Source organism: Acetobacter oryzoeni (assembly GCF_004014775.2).
GTDB lineage: Bacteria > Pseudomonadota > Alphaproteobacteria > Acetobacterales > Acetobacteraceae > Acetobacter > Acetobacter oryzoeni.
The window spans coordinates 557,702-573,785 of record NZ_CP042808.1 but is presented as its reverse complement, the minus strand read 5'-3'; the positions used below and the strand labels follow the sequence as shown (position 1 = coordinate 573,785).

Sequence of the window (16,084 nt, the reverse complement as noted above, 5' to 3'; positions counted from 1 at the left end):
GAGGCCGTATTCCTACACAATACGCCCCCTTGCGCGTTAGTGCTGCAAAAAGACCGGCACATCCGGGTGGGCCAGAATGTAATCCGTCGCACTGCCCATAAGCCGGTTATAGAGCATGTTGTGCTGATACCCGCCTATCACCAGCAGATCGGCCCGCCGGGCATCTACCTCATCCAGAATGGATTGGGCGGCCTTACTGGCATCATCACTTGGTTTTAGCTCCACCCGTTCGGGCGTAATGCCGGGCAGGATATCCATGGGCATGGGAGAATCTGGCGTTTGCAGCACATCCACCTGTTTGGCCTGCGCCAGCAGCACACGGGCAGAGGCAAACGCCTTGCGGCAGCCATCTGTATCCTTCCATGCCATCAGAATATGGTCTCCACTTGGGCGGTCCCAAAATGGCGGCACAAACAGAACGGGGCGGCCTGTCTGAAAAATGGCTGATCGGGTCGCCAGTTTTTTCTGGTCACTATCCCGGCTATCGGGAAAGCTCATGATCAGCAGATCAGCATCCTTGCCATAACCGCTGATAATTCTGTCCACCGTAATTTCGGGGTCCAGCCAGTTTACTTCCACCTTGTTCAGCCGTTCTGCGCCAGAACCATATTCCTCCGCCAGCCAGCGATGGAAAATAGCGTGCAGGCTATCTGCCCATTCACGCTGGTTTTCACGCAGCACGGCGGCACTTTCATCTGTCAGGCCCATATTGCCCAGCACCTGCGTGGGTGGCTCCCGCGCGGCCAGAACATCCATGCGGTTGCCATTTACGCGGGCCAGAAACTGTGCGGCCATGTTAAGCAGCACTTCTGCCTGATCCTGCTGGCTGAGAATAACAAGACATCTCTGCATTGCCTGCGCTCTCCCTTTCTTATCTGTGGCGTGTCACCACGCACACCTATGGTGGGCCAGCGCCAGAAAGCATCCGCACCAAACGTGCCTGCCGGCTGAAGGGTTGCCCATCCCCCCAACTGTGCCACGCCTGCCCTCTCTCTGGAAGGTGAAGAAAAAACATGCCGCCCCCTCTCGCATTTCGGGGCAAAGCGCGGCACAACCGCAAGAATTACACCAGCCCTTACGCAAGAAAAGGATACGGCCACCGTGTTGCTGAACGTGATTGAACGCGGCCCCGATGCCCCCTCTACCCTGCCGCCGGTTGTGCTGTTGCACGGGCTGTTTGGCCGCGCGCGCAATCTGGGTTTTGTGCAACGTAAGCTGGCCGCCACCCGCCAGACGCTGGCAATGGATTTACGCAACCACGGCAACAGCCCCCACGGCCCCATGAGCTACCCCGCCATGGCGGAAGATGTGCTGGAAACCATGCACCATTACGGCATGCAAAAAGCCATGGTGCTGGGCCATTCCATGGGCGGCAAAACCGCCATGATGCTCTCACTCATACACCCCCAAGCCGTGCAAAGCCTGCTGGTGGTGGATATTGCCCCCGGCCAGGGCGGCTTTGCCCGCATGGACCTGCCACCGGGGCTGGATAAGCTGGCCTTCCCCCCACATCTGGACCTGCGCAGCGCAGATGAGCTGTTGCGCCCGCTTATTGCCAATGATGCCGTGCGGCAGTTGATGATCCAGAACATCCGCATGGGGGATAACCCCGGCTGGGCCATTGGCATGCACGATATTCTGGCCGGCATGCCCGCCATGATGGGCTGGCCCACACTGCCCGCCAGCGCGCAGTATAGCGGCCCCACACTGTTTATAAGGGGGGAAACATCACCCTATATTCAGCCCACCAATTACCCGCAAATGCGCCATCTGTTTCCGCATTATCGGTTGGAAACCATTAACGGCGCAGGCCACTGGGTGCATGCAGATGCCCCGCGCCGGTTTATGGAACTGGTGGAAGAATTTGCCACCCAGACAGAAAACGCCACTCCCGCCTGAGGGCACAAAAACGCGCTATGCCGCCACTTTTTAGCGTGGCGGCAGTGTTACGGGCTTGCCTGCCATATCCAGCGCCACGGCCTCGGCAATGCGAATGCCATCCATGGAAGCAGAAAGAATGCCGCCCGCATAACCGGCCCCTTCACCCGCCGGATACAGGCCCGGCGTGTTGATGGACTGCCCGGCCTCATTCCGCGGAATACGCAGGGGTGAGGACGTACGGGTTTCAACCCCCGTCATCACCGCATCTTCCATGGCAAAACCACGGATCTTGCGGTCAAACTTTGGCAGGGCCTCACGCAGGGCTTCCACCACAAAATCCGGCAGGCATGTTGAAAGATCGGTTGGGGTAACGCCCGGTTTGTAAGAGGGCACCACATCCCCCAACGTGGTGGAAGGGCGGCCTGCCAGAAAATCTCCCACACGCTGGGCGGGGGCGCGGTAATCTCCACCACCGGCCTCAAACGCCTTGCGCTCCCACTTACGTTGGAAGGCCATGCCTGCCAGCGGGTCATCTGGGTAATCCACACCGGGGCGCAGTTCCACCACAATGCCGGAATTGGCGTTGCGCTCGGCGCGGGAATACTGGCTCATGCCGTTGGTGACCACCTGCCCTTCTTCCGATGTTGCCGCCACCACGGTGCCGCCGGGGCACATGCAAAAGGAATACACGCCCCGCCCGTTGCTGGCGTGGTGCACCAGCCGATATTCCGCAGCCCCCAGCAGCTCGTTACCCGCGCTGGGGCCAAACTGCGCCACGTCTATAACGGATTGCGGGTGCTCTATGCGCACCCCAATGGAAAACGGCTTGGCCTGCATGGCCACATCTTCGGCCTGCAACATGGCAAACGTATCACGCGCACTATGGCCCACAGCCAGAATAACGTGGTCGGAGTCTATAACCTCTCCATCAGCCGTGCGCACACCTTCTACTGCGCGGGTTTGCGGGTTGAGCACCAACCCATCCACACGGGTTTGAAAACGGTACTCCCCGCCAGCTTCCTCTACCTCGCGCCGGATGTGCTCCACCATGGAAACAAGGCGGAACGTGCCAATATGCGGATGGGCCAGATACAGAATATCCTCCGGCGCGCCAGCCTTTACAAACTCCTCCAGCACCTTGCGGCCCAAAAAGCGCGGGTCCTTCACCTGGCTGTACAGCTTGCCATCAGAAAAAGTGCCGGCCCCGCCCTCACCAAACTGCACGTTGCTTTCTGGCGTCAGTTCAGAGCGGCGCCATAGGGCAAACGTATCCACCGTGCGCTCACGCACCACCTTGCCGCGTTCCAGCAGCAGCGGGCGCAGGCCCATGCGGGCCAGCACAAGGGCGGCCATAAAGCCACACGGCCCGGCACCTATAACAATAGGGCGTTTGTATCCGGGCTTTGCTGCCAGCTCTGCCCCGTTGGTAATGGGGGGTACCCACTCCATGTTGGGGGAAGGCTGCACGTGGTTATCCTTGGGGTGGGCTGCACGATAACGCGCCAGCACGGCGGCCTCATCCTTCACGGTGCAATCCACGGCATAAACCAGCTTGATGGCCACGCGCTTGCGGGCATCGTGCCCGCGTTTGAACACGCTGTAATGCTCCAGCGCATCTGCGCTGATGTTCAGCCGCTCACAAATAGCCTGTGCCAGTGCCTGTGGCGAATGGTCGAGCGGAAGCCGTAATTCGGTCAGTCGGAGCATGCGCTGTGCCCTTACCTTTCAAGCAGCCGTGAAAAAAATCTGCTCTTTCCCTAGGCCGCTCCGCCGTGTGGCGCAATATTGGCTTGGTGGGTCACAAAAAAGATGTTGCCCTTCCATGCCTTTCTTAGCAGACATAAATAAGACAGACCGGGTTGGTCCTGTTAGCTTGCACCCACCCCGGCCATTCGTGTCCCATTCATTCAGGAATGTGCTTTATCCATGCCTTCGCCGCACGATCATACGCCACCTTCCCAGCCTGCGGGTTCCGCCTGTGGTCATGCGCACCACACGCCGGGCCAGACAGACGGGCACAGCCATGCAGAAGAATCCTGCACCGCAGGGCATGATCACGCAGCAGATGCTCACACCCATACGCATGCGTGCAGCGCGGAAGATCATGACCACGCCCATGATGCGCATGATGATGATCATGCCGGGCACGATCATGCAGCAGGCGGAGGTTGCGGGCACAGCCACGGTTTTGGGCATGCCCATGTGCATACCCCTTCCTCCTTCGGTAAGGCGTTTGCCATAGGTATTGCGGCCAACAGTCTTTATCTGGTGGCTGAGGCGCTGTGGGGCTTTTTCTCACACTCGCTGGCACTGCTGGCCGATGCGGGGCACAATCTTTCCGATGTGCTGGCGCTGGCCGCAGCATGGATGGCGCAGCATCTTTCCCAACGCTCGCCCTCCTTGCGGTTTACGTATGGGTTGCGCCGGTCTTCCATTCTGGCGGCGCTGGCCAACGCGCTGGTGCTTATGTTGGTAACCGGTGGTGTGGCGTGGGAGGCCATAACCCGGCTGTTTGACCCCGCCCCCGTGGCTGGCAAAACCATGATGATTGTGGCCGCCCTTGGCATTGTGGTGAACGGCGCCACCGCCCTGCTTTTTGCCTCCGGGCAGAAGGGAGACCTCAACATTCGCGCGGCCTTCATGCACCTTATGGCAGATGCCGTTACCTCTCTTGCCGTGGTGATAGCGGGCGGGCTGGTGTTGCTAACGGGCCTGAACTGGATAGACCCCGCCATAAGCCTTGCCATTTCCGTTGTGGTGGTGGCCAGCACGTGGTCTTTGCTGCGAGATTCGCTGGATATGGCGCTGGATGCCGTGCCCCGCACCGTAGATGCCGGGGCCGTGGAAGGCTTTTTGCGCACGCTGCCCGGTGTGGCGGATTTGCATGATCTGCACATCTGGCCCATCAGCACCACGGAAACCGCACTGACGGTGCATCTGGTACGCACCTCCGCCCCCGCAGCAGACAATGATACCGCGCTGCTGGAAAAAGCCGCCGCCGCCCTGCGTGAACGGTTTGGCATTGTGCACCCCACCTTGCAGATAGAAGCCGCAGATTACGCCCCCTCCTGCGCCTTAACAGACCCGCATACTGTCTGATACGCCTGCCCACGCCCACGCGCAGTTTACGCCGCCACGCCAGCCAGAGTTTTTTACGTGCCAGAACTTCCCCTTCCCTCCAGCAATCGCGGGATTGCTGTTGTCAGCCTTGGTGTCAGCTTTGTTGCACTGGGGCTTAAATACGCTGCCTATGCCACCAGCGGCAGCATTGCCCTGTATGCCGATGCACTAGAAACCATCATTAACGTGGTAGCCGCCGCCGGAGGGCTGTGGGCGCTGAGCGTGGCTGAACTGCCGGCAGATACCAACCACCCCTACGGCCACCACAAGGCGGAATATCTTTCTGCCGTGGCAGAGGGCGCGCTGGTGGTGGTGACAGCCTTTATCATTGGGGATGAAGCCGTGCATGGCTGGCTGCACCCCAACCCACCCAAGGCCCCGTGGCTTGGGCTGGGGCTAAACGCATTGGCCACCGTGGTGAATCTGGCATGGGGGCTTATCATGCTGCGGGTGGGGCAAAAGCGCCGCTCCCCCGCACTGGTGGCCGGCGGGCAGCATGTGCTTTCCGATGTGTGGACAGGTGTTGCCCTTGTGGTGGGTGTTACGCTTATTCCGCTCACCGGCTGGGCGCGGCTGGATGCCATTCTGGCAGGGCTTTTGTCCATAAACGTGCTGCGCGTGGGCTGGGAAGTGATGCGCGAATCTGTTGCCGGGCTGATGGATGAAGCCCCCGAACCCGAAACAATGGATGAAATTCGCGCCATTATCGCCGCCAACGGCAAAGGGGCGATTGAGGCGCACGATATCCGCACCCGCATTGTGGGGGCGGTTACGTTTTTGGAGTTCCATCTGGTTGTGCCCGGCACCATGAGCGTTAACACCGCGCATGATATCTGTGACCGCATAGAAGCCGCCCTGCGCGCCAGCATGGGCAGCACGCTGGTGCATATTCATGTTGAGCCAGACACGCACGCCAAGCGCGAGGGCATTGTGTTCTGGAAAGGCCCGGCAGAAGCCTGCCCCGCACCCGATGCCCTGCCCGATACTGGGGCCCACGCATAATAAAAGCAGCACTTGCCATAAATATTCGGCAATAAAGAACATCGCCTCTTTCATGTTGTGCATGAAATGCTACACTCGGCTGCATCCTTTTTTCCTGCCCTTATGCCTTTACGGATGCCGCCCATGCCCGCCAGCGTGTTCCCCACGACTGAATCCCTTCGTCATTTGCGAGAACATGCCAAAGCGGGCACCGTAAACTGGCGCAGAAAATTTATTTACTGGTCTGGCGCCATTATGGTGGGTGTGGTGGCCGTGGGCTTTGCCACGCTGGCCGATGCCGCCGCCCATGTGCGTGACCACATTTTGAAAATAAGCCCGCTGCTGATGCTGCTGGTAACCCCCGGCGGGCTGGCACTTTCTACGTGGCTGACGCGCACATGGTTTAGGGGTGCACAGGGCAGCGGTATTCCGCAAGCCATTGCGTGCATGCACCTCAACAACATTGCCATTGTAGATAAAGTGCTGGCCCTGCGCATTGCACTGGCCAAAATCCTGCTGACGTGCCTTGGCCTGCTTTCTGGCGCCTCCATTGGCCGCGAAGGGCCAACCGTGCAGGTGGGCGCTTCCATCATGCACACGGTGGGGCATTACATGGGTATTACAGACCTTACCCGCCAACGTGCGCTTATCAAGGCCGGTGGGGCTGCAGGTGTGGCCGCCGCCTTTAATACCCCGCTGGCTGGCATTGTGTTTGGTATTGAGGAACTGGCCCATTCCTTCGAACAACGCACCAGCGGCACCATGCTGACATGTGTGGTCATTTCCGGTGTTACGGCCATTGCCCTTGTGGGCAACTATACCTATTTCGGGCACACCTATTCCTCCGTGCCGGTGGGCACAAGCTGGCTGGCGGTGCTGGCCTGCGGCATTATGGGCGGGCTGTGCGGGGGCGGGTTTTCTGCCCTTCTGGTGCGCATGTCTCGCGGTATTTCTGGGGCTTTTGGCACATTCATTACGCGCCACCCGGTGGCGTTTGCAGCCCTGTGCGGGCTGGTGCTGGCCCTTATCGGGCTGATTTCTGGCGGCATGACATACGGCACAGGCTATGTGCAGGCGCGTGACATCATTATGGGGTCAGACCAGTATCCGGCCTCGTTTTTTGTGCTGAAACTGCTGGCCACCATTGTGTCCTACTGTTCGGGCATTCCCGGCGGGCTGTTTGCGCCCTCGCTTTCCGTTGGGGCGGGCATGGGCGGCTGGGTGGCGCAGTTTTTGCCCCATACCGCACCGGGGGCCGTGGTGCTGCTGGGCACCGTGGCCTATTTTGCCGCCGTTACGCAGTCTCCCCTCACCGCCACGGTGATTGTGATGGAAATGTGCGATAACCAGCAGATCACCCTTGCCCTGCTGGCCAGCGCCTTTTTGGCCTTTGGTGTCTCCCGCACCCTGTGTAGCCACGCTTTGTATGGCGCGCTGGCCGTGCGTTTTGTGCGCACCACCGCCCCCAAACAAAGCAGCGCATCCGTGGTAACAGCCACAGATACCGCACGCCGCGCCTCATCCTCAAAGCAGAGCTGATGCGCCTGTGGGCCTGGGTTCTGGCCTAGAGCGCTCTAGCACCCTATATGTTGTAACAGTTGTTTGTACTGGAAAGGTTCATTCCCGATGTCCGACGCATCTTCAGCGCCTGAAAACGCAGCCGCGCCCGATACCCGCGTACCGGTTACCGTGCTGACCGGCTTTTTGGGCGCGGGTAAAACCACGCTGCTCAACCACATTCTAACAGCCGAGCACGGGCGCAAATACGCCGTGGTGATTAACGAGTTTGGCGAACTGGGCGTGGATAACGATCTGGTTGTGGATGCAGATGAAGAAGTGTTCGAAATGAACAATGGCTGCATCTGCTGCACCGTGCGCGGAGACCTGATCCGTATTTTGAACGGGCTGCTCAAGCGCCGCGGCAAGTTTGATGGCATTATTGTAGAAACCACCGGTCTGGCAGACCCCGCCCCCGTGGCCCAGACCTTTTTTGCCGATGAAGATGTGCGCGCAAAAACCAAGCTGGATGCCGTGGTAACGGTGGTGGATGCCAGCAACTTCCTGAGCACATTAAAGGACAGCCCCGAAGCGCACGAACAGGTTGCCTTTGCGGATGTAATTATCCTGAACAAGACAGACCTTGTAGATGCCGCCGAGCTGAAAACGGTGGAAGATGCCATCCGCAAGATCAACGCCGTAGCGCCCATCTACCCCGCCAAAAAAGGCAACGTGAAGCTGACAGACGTGATGGACCGTGGCGGGTTTGATCTGGAACGCGTTTTGGAAAACACCCCAGATTTTCTGGAACACACGCCAGAACACCACCATGAAGGGGATATCACCAGCGTTTCCCTTACCGTCAAGCAGCCGCTGGATGCCGGTCGCTTTCAGGCATGGATTGGCGCATTGTTGCAGGAAAAAGGCGGCGATATCCTGCGCACCAAGGGCATTCTGGATTTTGCAGGCCAGCCCGACCGCTTTGCCTTTCAGGCCGTGCACATGATGGCGGATGGAGACAACATCGGCCCGTGGAAGAAAGATGAACCGCGTGAAAGCCGCCTTGTGTTCATTGGTCGCAACCTCAACCGGCCCCAGCTGCGCCGCGGGCTTGAAAGCTGCATTGCCGCATGAGCACCGAAACACAGACCCTGCGCGGCCTTATTGAAAAACGTGGTGCGCACATCAAGGTGGAAGGTGAAATTACCGCCTGCACCGCCACGCGGGATAACAGCCGCTTTGCCTTTACCACCGGTGAAGGTGATGTGGTGGTGGTGCACCGTGAAGACCAGCTTACGCCAGAGGCATGGAACACCTATGCCGTGCATGATGGCCCTGCCCTTTCCCTTTCTGCCGATACGCTGCCCGATTGCTTTTTAACGGGCGGTGATGATGGCCGCCTGTGCCGGCTTGATCCAGCGGGCGAGATTGAGGAACTGGGCAAGGGCCGCCGCTGGGTGGAGCACATTGCCACCTATGTAGATGCCAAATCTGCCGTAATTGCCGCCGCCGCTGGCAAGAATGTGGAGCTGCGTGATGCCACGGGCCGCACCGTAACCCGCACGCTAGAACACCCCACCACCGTGGGCGGCATTGCGTTTGACCCCAAAGGCAAGCGCATTGCGGTTTCGCACTACAATGGTGTTTCTGTGTGGTTCACCCAATCCAAGGATGGCAAGCCCCGCCAACTGGAATGGAAAGGCAGCCACCTTGATATTGCCATGCACCCGGCGGGTGATGCCGTAGTTACCGCCATGCAGGATAATGACCTGCACGGCTGGCGGCTGGCCGATGGCCACAACATGCGCATGAGCGGCTACCCCACCAAGGTGCGCTCGCTCTCCTTTTCCAAAAACGGCAAATGGCTGGCCACCAGTGGGGCTGACATCGTTGTGATGTGGCCGTTCTTTGGGGGTGGCCCCATGGGCAAACCGCCCATGGAACTGCCGGGCGCAGGTGGTGCGCTGTGCACCCGCGTGGCTTTTCATCCAGAGCAGGAGGTTGTGGCCGCTGGCTTTGCTGATGGTACCGTTGTAATGATGGAACCATCTACCCAGCGGGTTCTGCCCGTATCACTGGGCAAGGCGGGGGCCATTACGGCGCTGGCCTATAGCCCGGATGGCTGCACGCTGGGTTTTGGCACCGAGGAAGGTGTAATTGGTGTGGTGGATTTAGCCGCTTCCTGATTACGCCGGCTTCGGTCATCAAAACTGCGCGTACCACGGTAGAACACAATAAACGGGTGCGTGAGATCAACAAGTAGTGGATTGCACGGCACTCCTCCGCACCGCATGGTGCGGAGCAAGGGGGATATTGTGGGATGAGTGATCGGTTTCGGGTGGTTATTGTTGGCGGCGGTGTTGCAGGCATGGCCATTGCAACGCGGCTGGGCAACAGCCTTGGGCGCTCCGGCAAGTTGGATATTACGTTGGTGGACAAGGGCTTCAGCCATGTGTGGAAGCCCATGTTGCACTGCTTTGCCGCGGGCACGGCCAAAAACGAGAATGACCGCATCACCTTTATCTCCCACGCTGCGGCGCATGGGTTCCGCTTTTGCTATGGTGAAATTGCCGGGATAGACCGCGCCGCCAAGCGCCTGAAGCTGGCCCCGCTGGAAGAAGAAGACCACGAGGTGCTGCTGGATGAGCGGTATCTGGATTACGATGTGCTGATTTTTGCCATTGGCAGCCGCGCGAACGATTTTGGCACGCCGGGCGTGGTGGAAAACTGCATCTTCCTGGACAACATTGTAGAAGCCAATAACTTTAACGAGCGCTTCCGCCATGCGGTTATTCAGGCCTATGGCCGGGGCTCTCCGCTAGATATTGCCATTGTGGGCGGTGGCGCCACGGGCGTACAGCTTGCGGCGGAACTGCACAAGGCGCTGGATATTGGCTCCCTTTACAACTTCACGCCTGTTACGCCGGAAATGCGCGTCACATTACTGGAAGCCGGGCCGCGTATTCTGCCCGCCTTCCCCGAAAACGTGTCTGCCGCCGCGCAAAAGCAGCTTGAAGCGCTCAAGATCAAGGTGCTCACCAGCACAATGGTGAGCGGTGCGGATGAGCACGGCTTTATGCTCAAAGATGGCTCACGCGTGGATGCACAGTTTCGTGTTTGGGCAGCAGGCGTAAAAGCCCCGGATGTAACCCGCCAGATGGATGGTTTGGAATGTGGGCGTGGTGGCCAGTTTTTGGTGCGCCCCAATTTGCAGACCACGCTGGATGACAGCATTTTTGCTGTGGGGGATTGCGCCTTTATTAGCGATAGCCCGCTTGCCCCCACCGCACAGGTGGCCCGCCAGCAGGCACACCATCTGGCACGCTATCTGCCGGGCTTTATCTTTAACAAAAAGCCTGTGCCCGCCTTTAAGTTCAAAAACCGTGGGGCCATTGTGGCTTTGGGGGATTACAACGGCTGGGGCGCTTTTGCAGATGGCAAAACCTTTGGCGGCGGCTTTATGCACGGCCTTAGCGCACGGCTTGGCCATATGGCGCTGTACCGGCAACATCAGTTTGAACTGTACGGGCCATTCCGCGGCATGATTGCCTGCTTTACAGATTGGCTGGATGGCTTTGTGCGCCCACCCGTGCGGATGGACTAAGCCAAAACTTAACACCGCCCATAAACACGCGGTTTATAAAAAAGCATTCCCGCACCGGCCTGTTTGAAACATCAGCCAGTGCGGGAACCTGATAACACAAACCTGCCACACAGGGGCGGCCCACCCGTATAAGGGCCAGACCAAGCAGGTTCACCGCATCCTGCCTGCCCCCTGTATTTTTAAAGCGCCCGCTCTGTGTGTTGGATAAACCCCACAATGCGGGCCTTTATACACCCTGCCAACAACAACCCGTTATCCGGCTATCTGTATTAGTCCAGATACTTGGCCTTGCCTTCATTCAGCAGAGTAATGAAGGAATCACTTGTCATTTCCTCCACCTTGCCTGCGCTGTCCTTCAGCCGCACCTTGCTGTCACCATCATTGATAACACCCAGCATTTCGTATTTGGTGCTGTCAATCTGTACCGTTTTGTTTTTCGTGCTCATCAATCTATCTTTCATGGCGGGGTTAAACACCCCGCCTGTTTTTTTTCAGCCTGCCTTAATGGCAATCTGGCGTTCTGCCGGTTTGGCTTCCGCTTTTTTGGGCATGGTCACTGTCAGCACACCGTTTTTGATGGTGGCAGAAATTTTATCCACGTCCACATCTTCGGGAATGGCAAAGGAATCTTCAAAAGCGGCAAACTGGCGGCCTGCAACGTGGTGCTTTGTGCCTTCTTCCAGTTCGGGCTTTTTCTTTTCGCCACTAATGGTCAGCAGCCCGTTGGCTGTGCCCAGCTTGATGTCATTTTCAGAACAGCCCGGCACTTCCGTGGCCACCACGTAGGCACTGGCGTTTTCTGTAATATCGGTGGCGCCCAAGCGGCTTGTGGCTGCTGCGGCCCCTTCTGGTGTTTTAAAATCTTCAAACAAACGGCTCATCTGCCGCTGCAGAACAGAAAACGGATCTGCCACCCGTACAGTGCCAACAGGAACGCGCACAACGGGGGAGCGGCCTGTATTCACGTAACTGGTCATTTTATCCTCCTTGTTCTGGCACAAGGGCCCGGCACGCGGCACCCTTGTGATCACGCTTAGGAGTATCACCGCTTTCTGATCGCCCCTCCCTTGATCCAGATCAATTTTACATACCCTGATTCAGCGTGCCGGAAATGCGTGCATGTCATAACATCGCTTCCCATATCTAAAGAACAATGCAGCGTTTTTAACAAACAATATGCAGATGCCCTCTACACTTTACGTATAGAAGGCACCTGCATGATCGGGCGTGTTGGGGAGATTTGGCGGGTTAGGCTGTAGCGTCCATCCGGGCCATGCTCAGCGCGGCTTCGGGGTCTTTTACAAACACGGCAATGGCTTTGTTAACATCTGTTGCGCGTTCAAGCTGCGGCAGATGTCCTGTTTCTTCATACACCGTTACGGGAATAACATCTGGCAGGCCAGATGCGTTGGAGACGGAAAGAATTTCATCTTCCTTACCCCAGAAAATCTGGGTAGGTGTTTCCGCCCCGGCCAAGACCGGGCGCAGATCATCCGCCTGATGCCCGTTGGGGAAGCACGCCTTGGCAATAACGTGCAGGGCATCTCGCGCGCCATCCAGCCTGCGGGCGCGCAGCACGGCATCCACCATCTTCCGGCCCACAAGGGCCTTGTTATACACCAGCATTTGCAAAACAGCCTTCATATCCCGGCTGCTTTCACTATCCACAAACGCGCTGATGAAATCTGCATTCACATCCTTGCCCAACCCGGCGGGGGCCAAAAGGTTCAGGCTGGCAACCTGATCAGGATGGTCTCGCAGCAAGGTCAGCGCAATGCCGCCGCCCAGAGAATGGCCCACCACATGGGCTTTTTCTATTTCAAGGGTTTTCAGCAAGGCGCTTACCACACCGGCCAAAAACGCCAGCGTGCCTGTGCCCACGTTTTTGGAGGAAGCCCCATGCCCCGGCAGGTCAAACGCAATCACGCGCCTGTCTGCGGCCAAGGCATCCTGCGTGAGCAGCCAGTTGCTGATATCTCCGCCAAAACCGTGCACCAGCACAATGGGCGTGCCCGTATGCGTGCCCACATCACGCACATTCAGCGTGTGTTCCCCCACCGTTACCGGCTTGGGTTCCCCAGCGTTGGCATCCTGCGTGGCGGCAGCATCCTGCGGGTTTTCGGCATGAAAGTTTTTGATAAAGGCTTCAATATCCACATCTGGCGTTTCGGCATCAGCCAGCACGCCAATCAGTGCACCCACGGGCAGGGTTTCCCCCGCCTGTGCCACCTGTTTGCGCAGCACACCTGCGGCGGGGCTTTCATAACTGCTGGTAATTTTGGTGGTTTCAATATCCGCCAGTTCATCACCCTGCTGCACGCTCTGGCCAACTGGCACCGTCCATGATGCCAGCTTGCCTTCTGTCATGGCCAAACCGAACTTGGGCATGGTGAGGGCTGTAATGGTGTTGGACATGGCTTATGCAACCTTCTGTTTCTGGCTGGAAGTAATGGAGCGCACCGCAGCGGCAATTTTATTTGCATCTGGCATGTACAGCTTTTCCAGCGGGGTGGAAAACGGCACCGGCGTATGCGGCGGCACCACGCGGCGGATAGGTGCCTTGAGGCTGAAAAACGCTTTTTCCGCCACAAGGGCAGAAATATCGCACGCCATGTTACAGCGCGGGCTGGCTTCATCCACCACCACAAGGCGGCCGGTTTCGGATACGGATTCCAAAATGGTTTCCTCATCCAGCGGGGATGTGGTGCGCGGGTCTATTACCGTGCAGCCAATGCCCTGCTTTTCCAGCTCATCCGCTGCGGCGTTGGCCATGCCAACCATACGGCCGATGGCCACAATGGTTACATCTTCACCTTCACGCGTTACGTTCGCTTCACCAAACGGAATGGTGTAGGCCTCATCGGGCACATCTTCCTCATCATCATACATCACCTTGTTTTCAAGGAAGATCACGGGGTCATCATCCCGGATGGCTTCTATCAGCAGGCCCTTGGCCTCATACGGTGATGACGGGATAACAACCTTAAGCCCCGGAATATGCGTAAACAGCGGGTAAAGCGCCTGGCTGTGCTGGGCCGCCGCACTAAACCCGCCGCCATACATGGCCCGGATAACCAGCGGCGTGGTGGCCTTGCCGCCAAACATGTAGCGGAACTTGGCCGCCTGATTCATGATCTGGTCCAGACAACAGCCCACAAAATCTACAAACATCAGCTCGGCCACGGGGCGCAGGCCGGTGGCCGCCGCACCTGCTGCTGCACCAATGTAGGAGGCCTCGGAAATGGGCGTGTCCAGCACGCGGTCATCTCCAAACTCTTCCCACAGCCCTTTGGTTACACCCAGCACGCCGCCCCAGGCATCTGTAATGCCAGCGGTGCCGCCACGGCCCCCGGCAATGTCTTCCCCCATCAGGATCACCCGTGGGTCACGCCGCATTTCCTGCCGCAGGGCTTCGTTAATGGCCTGTCTGAAACTTTTCTTACCCATTGTTCTGGTTCCCGTTTGCCTGTGTGGCTGAAAAACTGGTGGAGGAGTTAGTACCGCGCGTACACATCGGCCATCAGGTCTTTGTCCTGCGGCCACGGTGCCTGCTTGGCGGTTACAACCGCGCTTTCCACCTCGTCCGCCACGGCGGCGTCTATTTCATCCATATCGCCTTCGGGCAGCAGGTTTTCCGCCACCGCGCGGGCGCGAAACTTTTTGAGGCAATCATGATCTTTCTTCTGCTCGGCCACTTCTCCGGCCTTGCGGTAGCTCATGGCATCGCCTTCAAAGTGCCCATACCAGCGGCTAAGATGCACATGCAGCATCACCGGCCCTTCGCCAGAGCGTGCGTGATCTATGGCGGCGCGGGCTGTTTCATACACCTCAAAAAAGTCATCTCCCTCGCAGGAGAAATACGGTAGGCCAAACCCGGCGGCCCTGTCCTTTTGCGTGCCAGCACAGGCATAGGCTGCGCCTGTGGCCTCGCCATATCCATTGTCTTCCACCACAAACACAGCGGGCAGATGCCATACGGAGGCAAGGTTCATGCTTTCCAGCGTAGTGCCCTCGTTAGAGGCTCCATCACCAAAAAACGCCACGGCCACACCGTTATCCTTGAGCGTTTTGTGTGAAAGTGCTGCCCCGCAAATAAGCGGTGGGCCACCGCCCACAATGCCATTGGCCCCCAGCATGCCCTTGGAAAGATCCGCAATGTGCATGGAGCCCCCCTTGCCCCGGCACACGCCGGTATGGCGGCCATAAATTTCGGCCATCATGCCGCCCACTTCCACGCCCTTGGCAATGCAGTGCCCATGGCCACGGTGGGTGCTGGCAATGGTATCGTTATCTGTAAGGTTGGCGCACACCCCAACGGCCGAGGCTTCCTCGCCGCAATAAAGGTGCACAAAGCCGGGAATTTCCCCTGTGGCAAATTCCACGTGCAGGCGTTCTTCAAAAACGCGAATGGTACGCATGCTCCGATACGCACGCAGCAGGGCTTCTCTTGAAATCTGAACCGACATGTTCTGCCTGACCTTTCCATACATCTGCACAGCGTTACACGGGTGCCAACGTAGGGAGGAAAGGCGGCGTTCCGGCCTATAGGGGCCAATCTATATTATTAACGCATATGTGATATTACTATTTCAATATAATAACGTGTTTTCAGGCAGTTAGCCTCACGCTTTTGCGAACAGTTCGCAGAGGTTGTCATGAAAGCGTCACGCACAATCGGCCAGCAAGGGGCTAAAGGACTGCTCATCCTGTTTGGAGGAGAAGCAGACAATGTGTGCTCAATCAGTTACTGCAATGCAGCCCGATGCACATAAGCCCAAGTGGCGCGAAGCCGTGCGTGAGCGCTGGCGCACCACTTTGCTATATGTATGGGAACGTAACGGCACCCCGCACCCGTATGCAGCCCTGCCGCATACCGCACGCCGCAAGGTGTGTGCAGGTGCACGCCCTGCTACAGCGGCCCATGTGGCCGGCAAGCCGGCCCACGCCGTCTGACCCCTGACAGCAGGACGGGAAAAGGTCTGCTTTTCCCCTATAGAGTGA

Annotated in this window: 15 protein-coding genes; 8 read left to right on the top strand and 7 right to left on the bottom strand. The window is 58.2% G+C overall.

The genetic code is table 11. The features are described 5' to 3' along the window. Nucleotides 1-36 precede the first annotated feature (36 nt). Nucleotides 37-852 carry a universal stress protein gene (locus EOV40_RS02810; protein ID WP_050819362.1) on the bottom strand — a complete coding sequence of 272 codons (816 nt, stop codon included), beginning with the start codon at nt 850-852 and terminating at the stop codon, nt 37-39. Between the two features lie 249 nt (nt 853-1,101). Between EOV40_RS02810 and EOV40_RS02805 the strand changes: the two genes are divergently transcribed. Then, nucleotides 1,102-1,899, top strand: coding sequence for an alpha/beta fold hydrolase (locus EOV40_RS02805; RefSeq protein ID WP_128104982.1), 798 nt, complete (start codon nt 1,102-1,104; stop codon nt 1,897-1,899). 30 nt (nt 1,900-1,929) lie between these two features. Here EOV40_RS02805 and EOV40_RS02800 read toward each other — a convergent pair whose 3' ends face one another. Next, the gene (locus EOV40_RS02800; protein ID WP_128104981.1) at nt 1,930-3,588 is read right to left on the bottom strand and encodes an NAD(P)/FAD-dependent oxidoreductase; all 1,659 of its coding nucleotides are present in this window, start codon (nt 3,586-3,588) and stop codon (nt 1,930-1,932) included. A 219-nt stretch (nt 3,589-3,807) separates the two neighbouring features. On the opposite strand from EOV40_RS02800, the gene EOV40_RS02795 reads away from it, so the two are divergent. The 6 genes from EOV40_RS02795 to EOV40_RS02770 all read left to right on the top strand — a co-directional run bounded on the left by EOV40_RS02795 (nt 3,808) and on the right by EOV40_RS02770 (nt 11,083). Beyond that, nucleotides 3,808-4,980, top strand: a complete 1,173-nt coding sequence (locus EOV40_RS02795) for a cation diffusion facilitator family transporter (protein ID WP_128104980.1) — start codon at nt 3,808-3,810, stop codon at nt 4,978-4,980. Between the two features lie 57 nt (nt 4,981-5,037). Further along, nucleotides 5,038-6,003 (top strand): cation diffusion facilitator family transporter, encoded by a 966-nt coding sequence (locus EOV40_RS02790; protein WP_128104979.1) that lies wholly within the window; start codon nt 5,038-5,040, stop codon nt 6,001-6,003. 123 nt (nt 6,004-6,126) lie between these two features. Beyond that, nucleotides 6,127-7,521 carry a chloride channel protein gene (locus tag EOV40_RS02785; protein WP_050820345.1) on the top strand — a complete coding sequence of 465 codons (1,395 nt, stop codon included), beginning with the start codon at nt 6,127-6,129 and terminating at the stop codon, nt 7,519-7,521. Nucleotides 7,522-7,608: 87 nt separating this feature from the next. After that, nucleotides 7,609-8,613: a CobW family GTP-binding protein gene (locus EOV40_RS02780; RefSeq protein ID WP_050819357.1), complete on the top strand. Its 1,005-nt coding sequence runs from the start codon at nt 7,609-7,611 to the stop codon at nt 8,611-8,613. Beyond that, nucleotides 8,610-9,665 carry a WD40 repeat domain-containing protein gene (locus tag EOV40_RS02775; RefSeq protein WP_128104978.1) on the top strand — a complete coding sequence of 352 codons (1,056 nt, stop codon included), beginning with the start codon at nt 8,610-8,612 and terminating at the stop codon, nt 9,663-9,665. The genes EOV40_RS02780 and EOV40_RS02775 overlap by 4 nt, the downstream gene beginning before the upstream one ends. A gap of 134 nt (nt 9,666-9,799) precedes the next feature. Continuing rightward, on the top strand, nt 9,800-11,083 hold the full coding sequence (locus tag EOV40_RS02770) for an NAD(P)/FAD-dependent oxidoreductase (RefSeq protein WP_050819355.1): 1,284 nt from the start codon (nt 9,800-9,802) through the stop codon (nt 11,081-11,083). Between the two features lie 269 nt (nt 11,084-11,352). Here the strand turns inward: EOV40_RS02770 and EOV40_RS02760 are convergent, their stop codons facing one another. From EOV40_RS02760 to EOV40_RS02740, 5 genes are all read right to left on the bottom strand, one after another. Then, nucleotides 11,353-11,544, bottom strand: a complete 192-nt coding sequence (locus tag EOV40_RS02760) for a hypothetical protein (RefSeq protein ID WP_012812590.1) — start codon at nt 11,542-11,544, stop codon at nt 11,353-11,355. Between the two features lie 30 nt (nt 11,545-11,574). Further along, nucleotides 11,575-12,129, bottom strand: a complete 555-nt coding sequence (locus tag EOV40_RS02755) for an Hsp20/alpha crystallin family protein (protein ID WP_012812589.1) — start codon at nt 12,127-12,129, stop codon at nt 11,575-11,577. A 202-nt stretch (nt 12,130-12,331) separates the two neighbouring features. After that, entirely contained in the window at nt 12,332-13,498 is a 1,167-nt protein-coding gene (locus tag EOV40_RS02750) for an acetoin dehydrogenase dihydrolipoyllysine-residue acetyltransferase subunit (protein ID WP_128104976.1), read from the bottom strand. A 3-nt stretch (nt 13,499-13,501) separates the two neighbouring features. Then, on the bottom strand, nt 13,502-14,530 hold the full coding sequence (locus EOV40_RS02745; RefSeq protein WP_019089856.1) for an alpha-ketoacid dehydrogenase subunit beta: 1,029 nt from the start codon (nt 14,528-14,530) through the stop codon (nt 13,502-13,504). A gap of 47 nt (nt 14,531-14,577) precedes the next feature. After that, nucleotides 14,578-15,573 carry a thiamine pyrophosphate-dependent dehydrogenase E1 component subunit alpha gene (locus EOV40_RS02740; protein WP_050819352.1) on the bottom strand — a complete coding sequence of 332 codons (996 nt, stop codon included), beginning with the start codon at nt 15,571-15,573 and terminating at the stop codon, nt 14,578-14,580. Nucleotides 15,574-15,811: 238 nt separating this feature from the next. Here EOV40_RS02740 and EOV40_RS02735 point away from each other — a divergent pair, with 238 nt between their 5' ends. Further along, complete coding sequence (locus EOV40_RS02735; protein ID WP_196332525.1) at nt 15,812-16,036, top strand: hypothetical protein; 225 nt, start codon at nt 15,812-15,814, stop codon at nt 16,034-16,036. Nucleotides 16,037-16,084 lie beyond the last annotated feature (48 nt).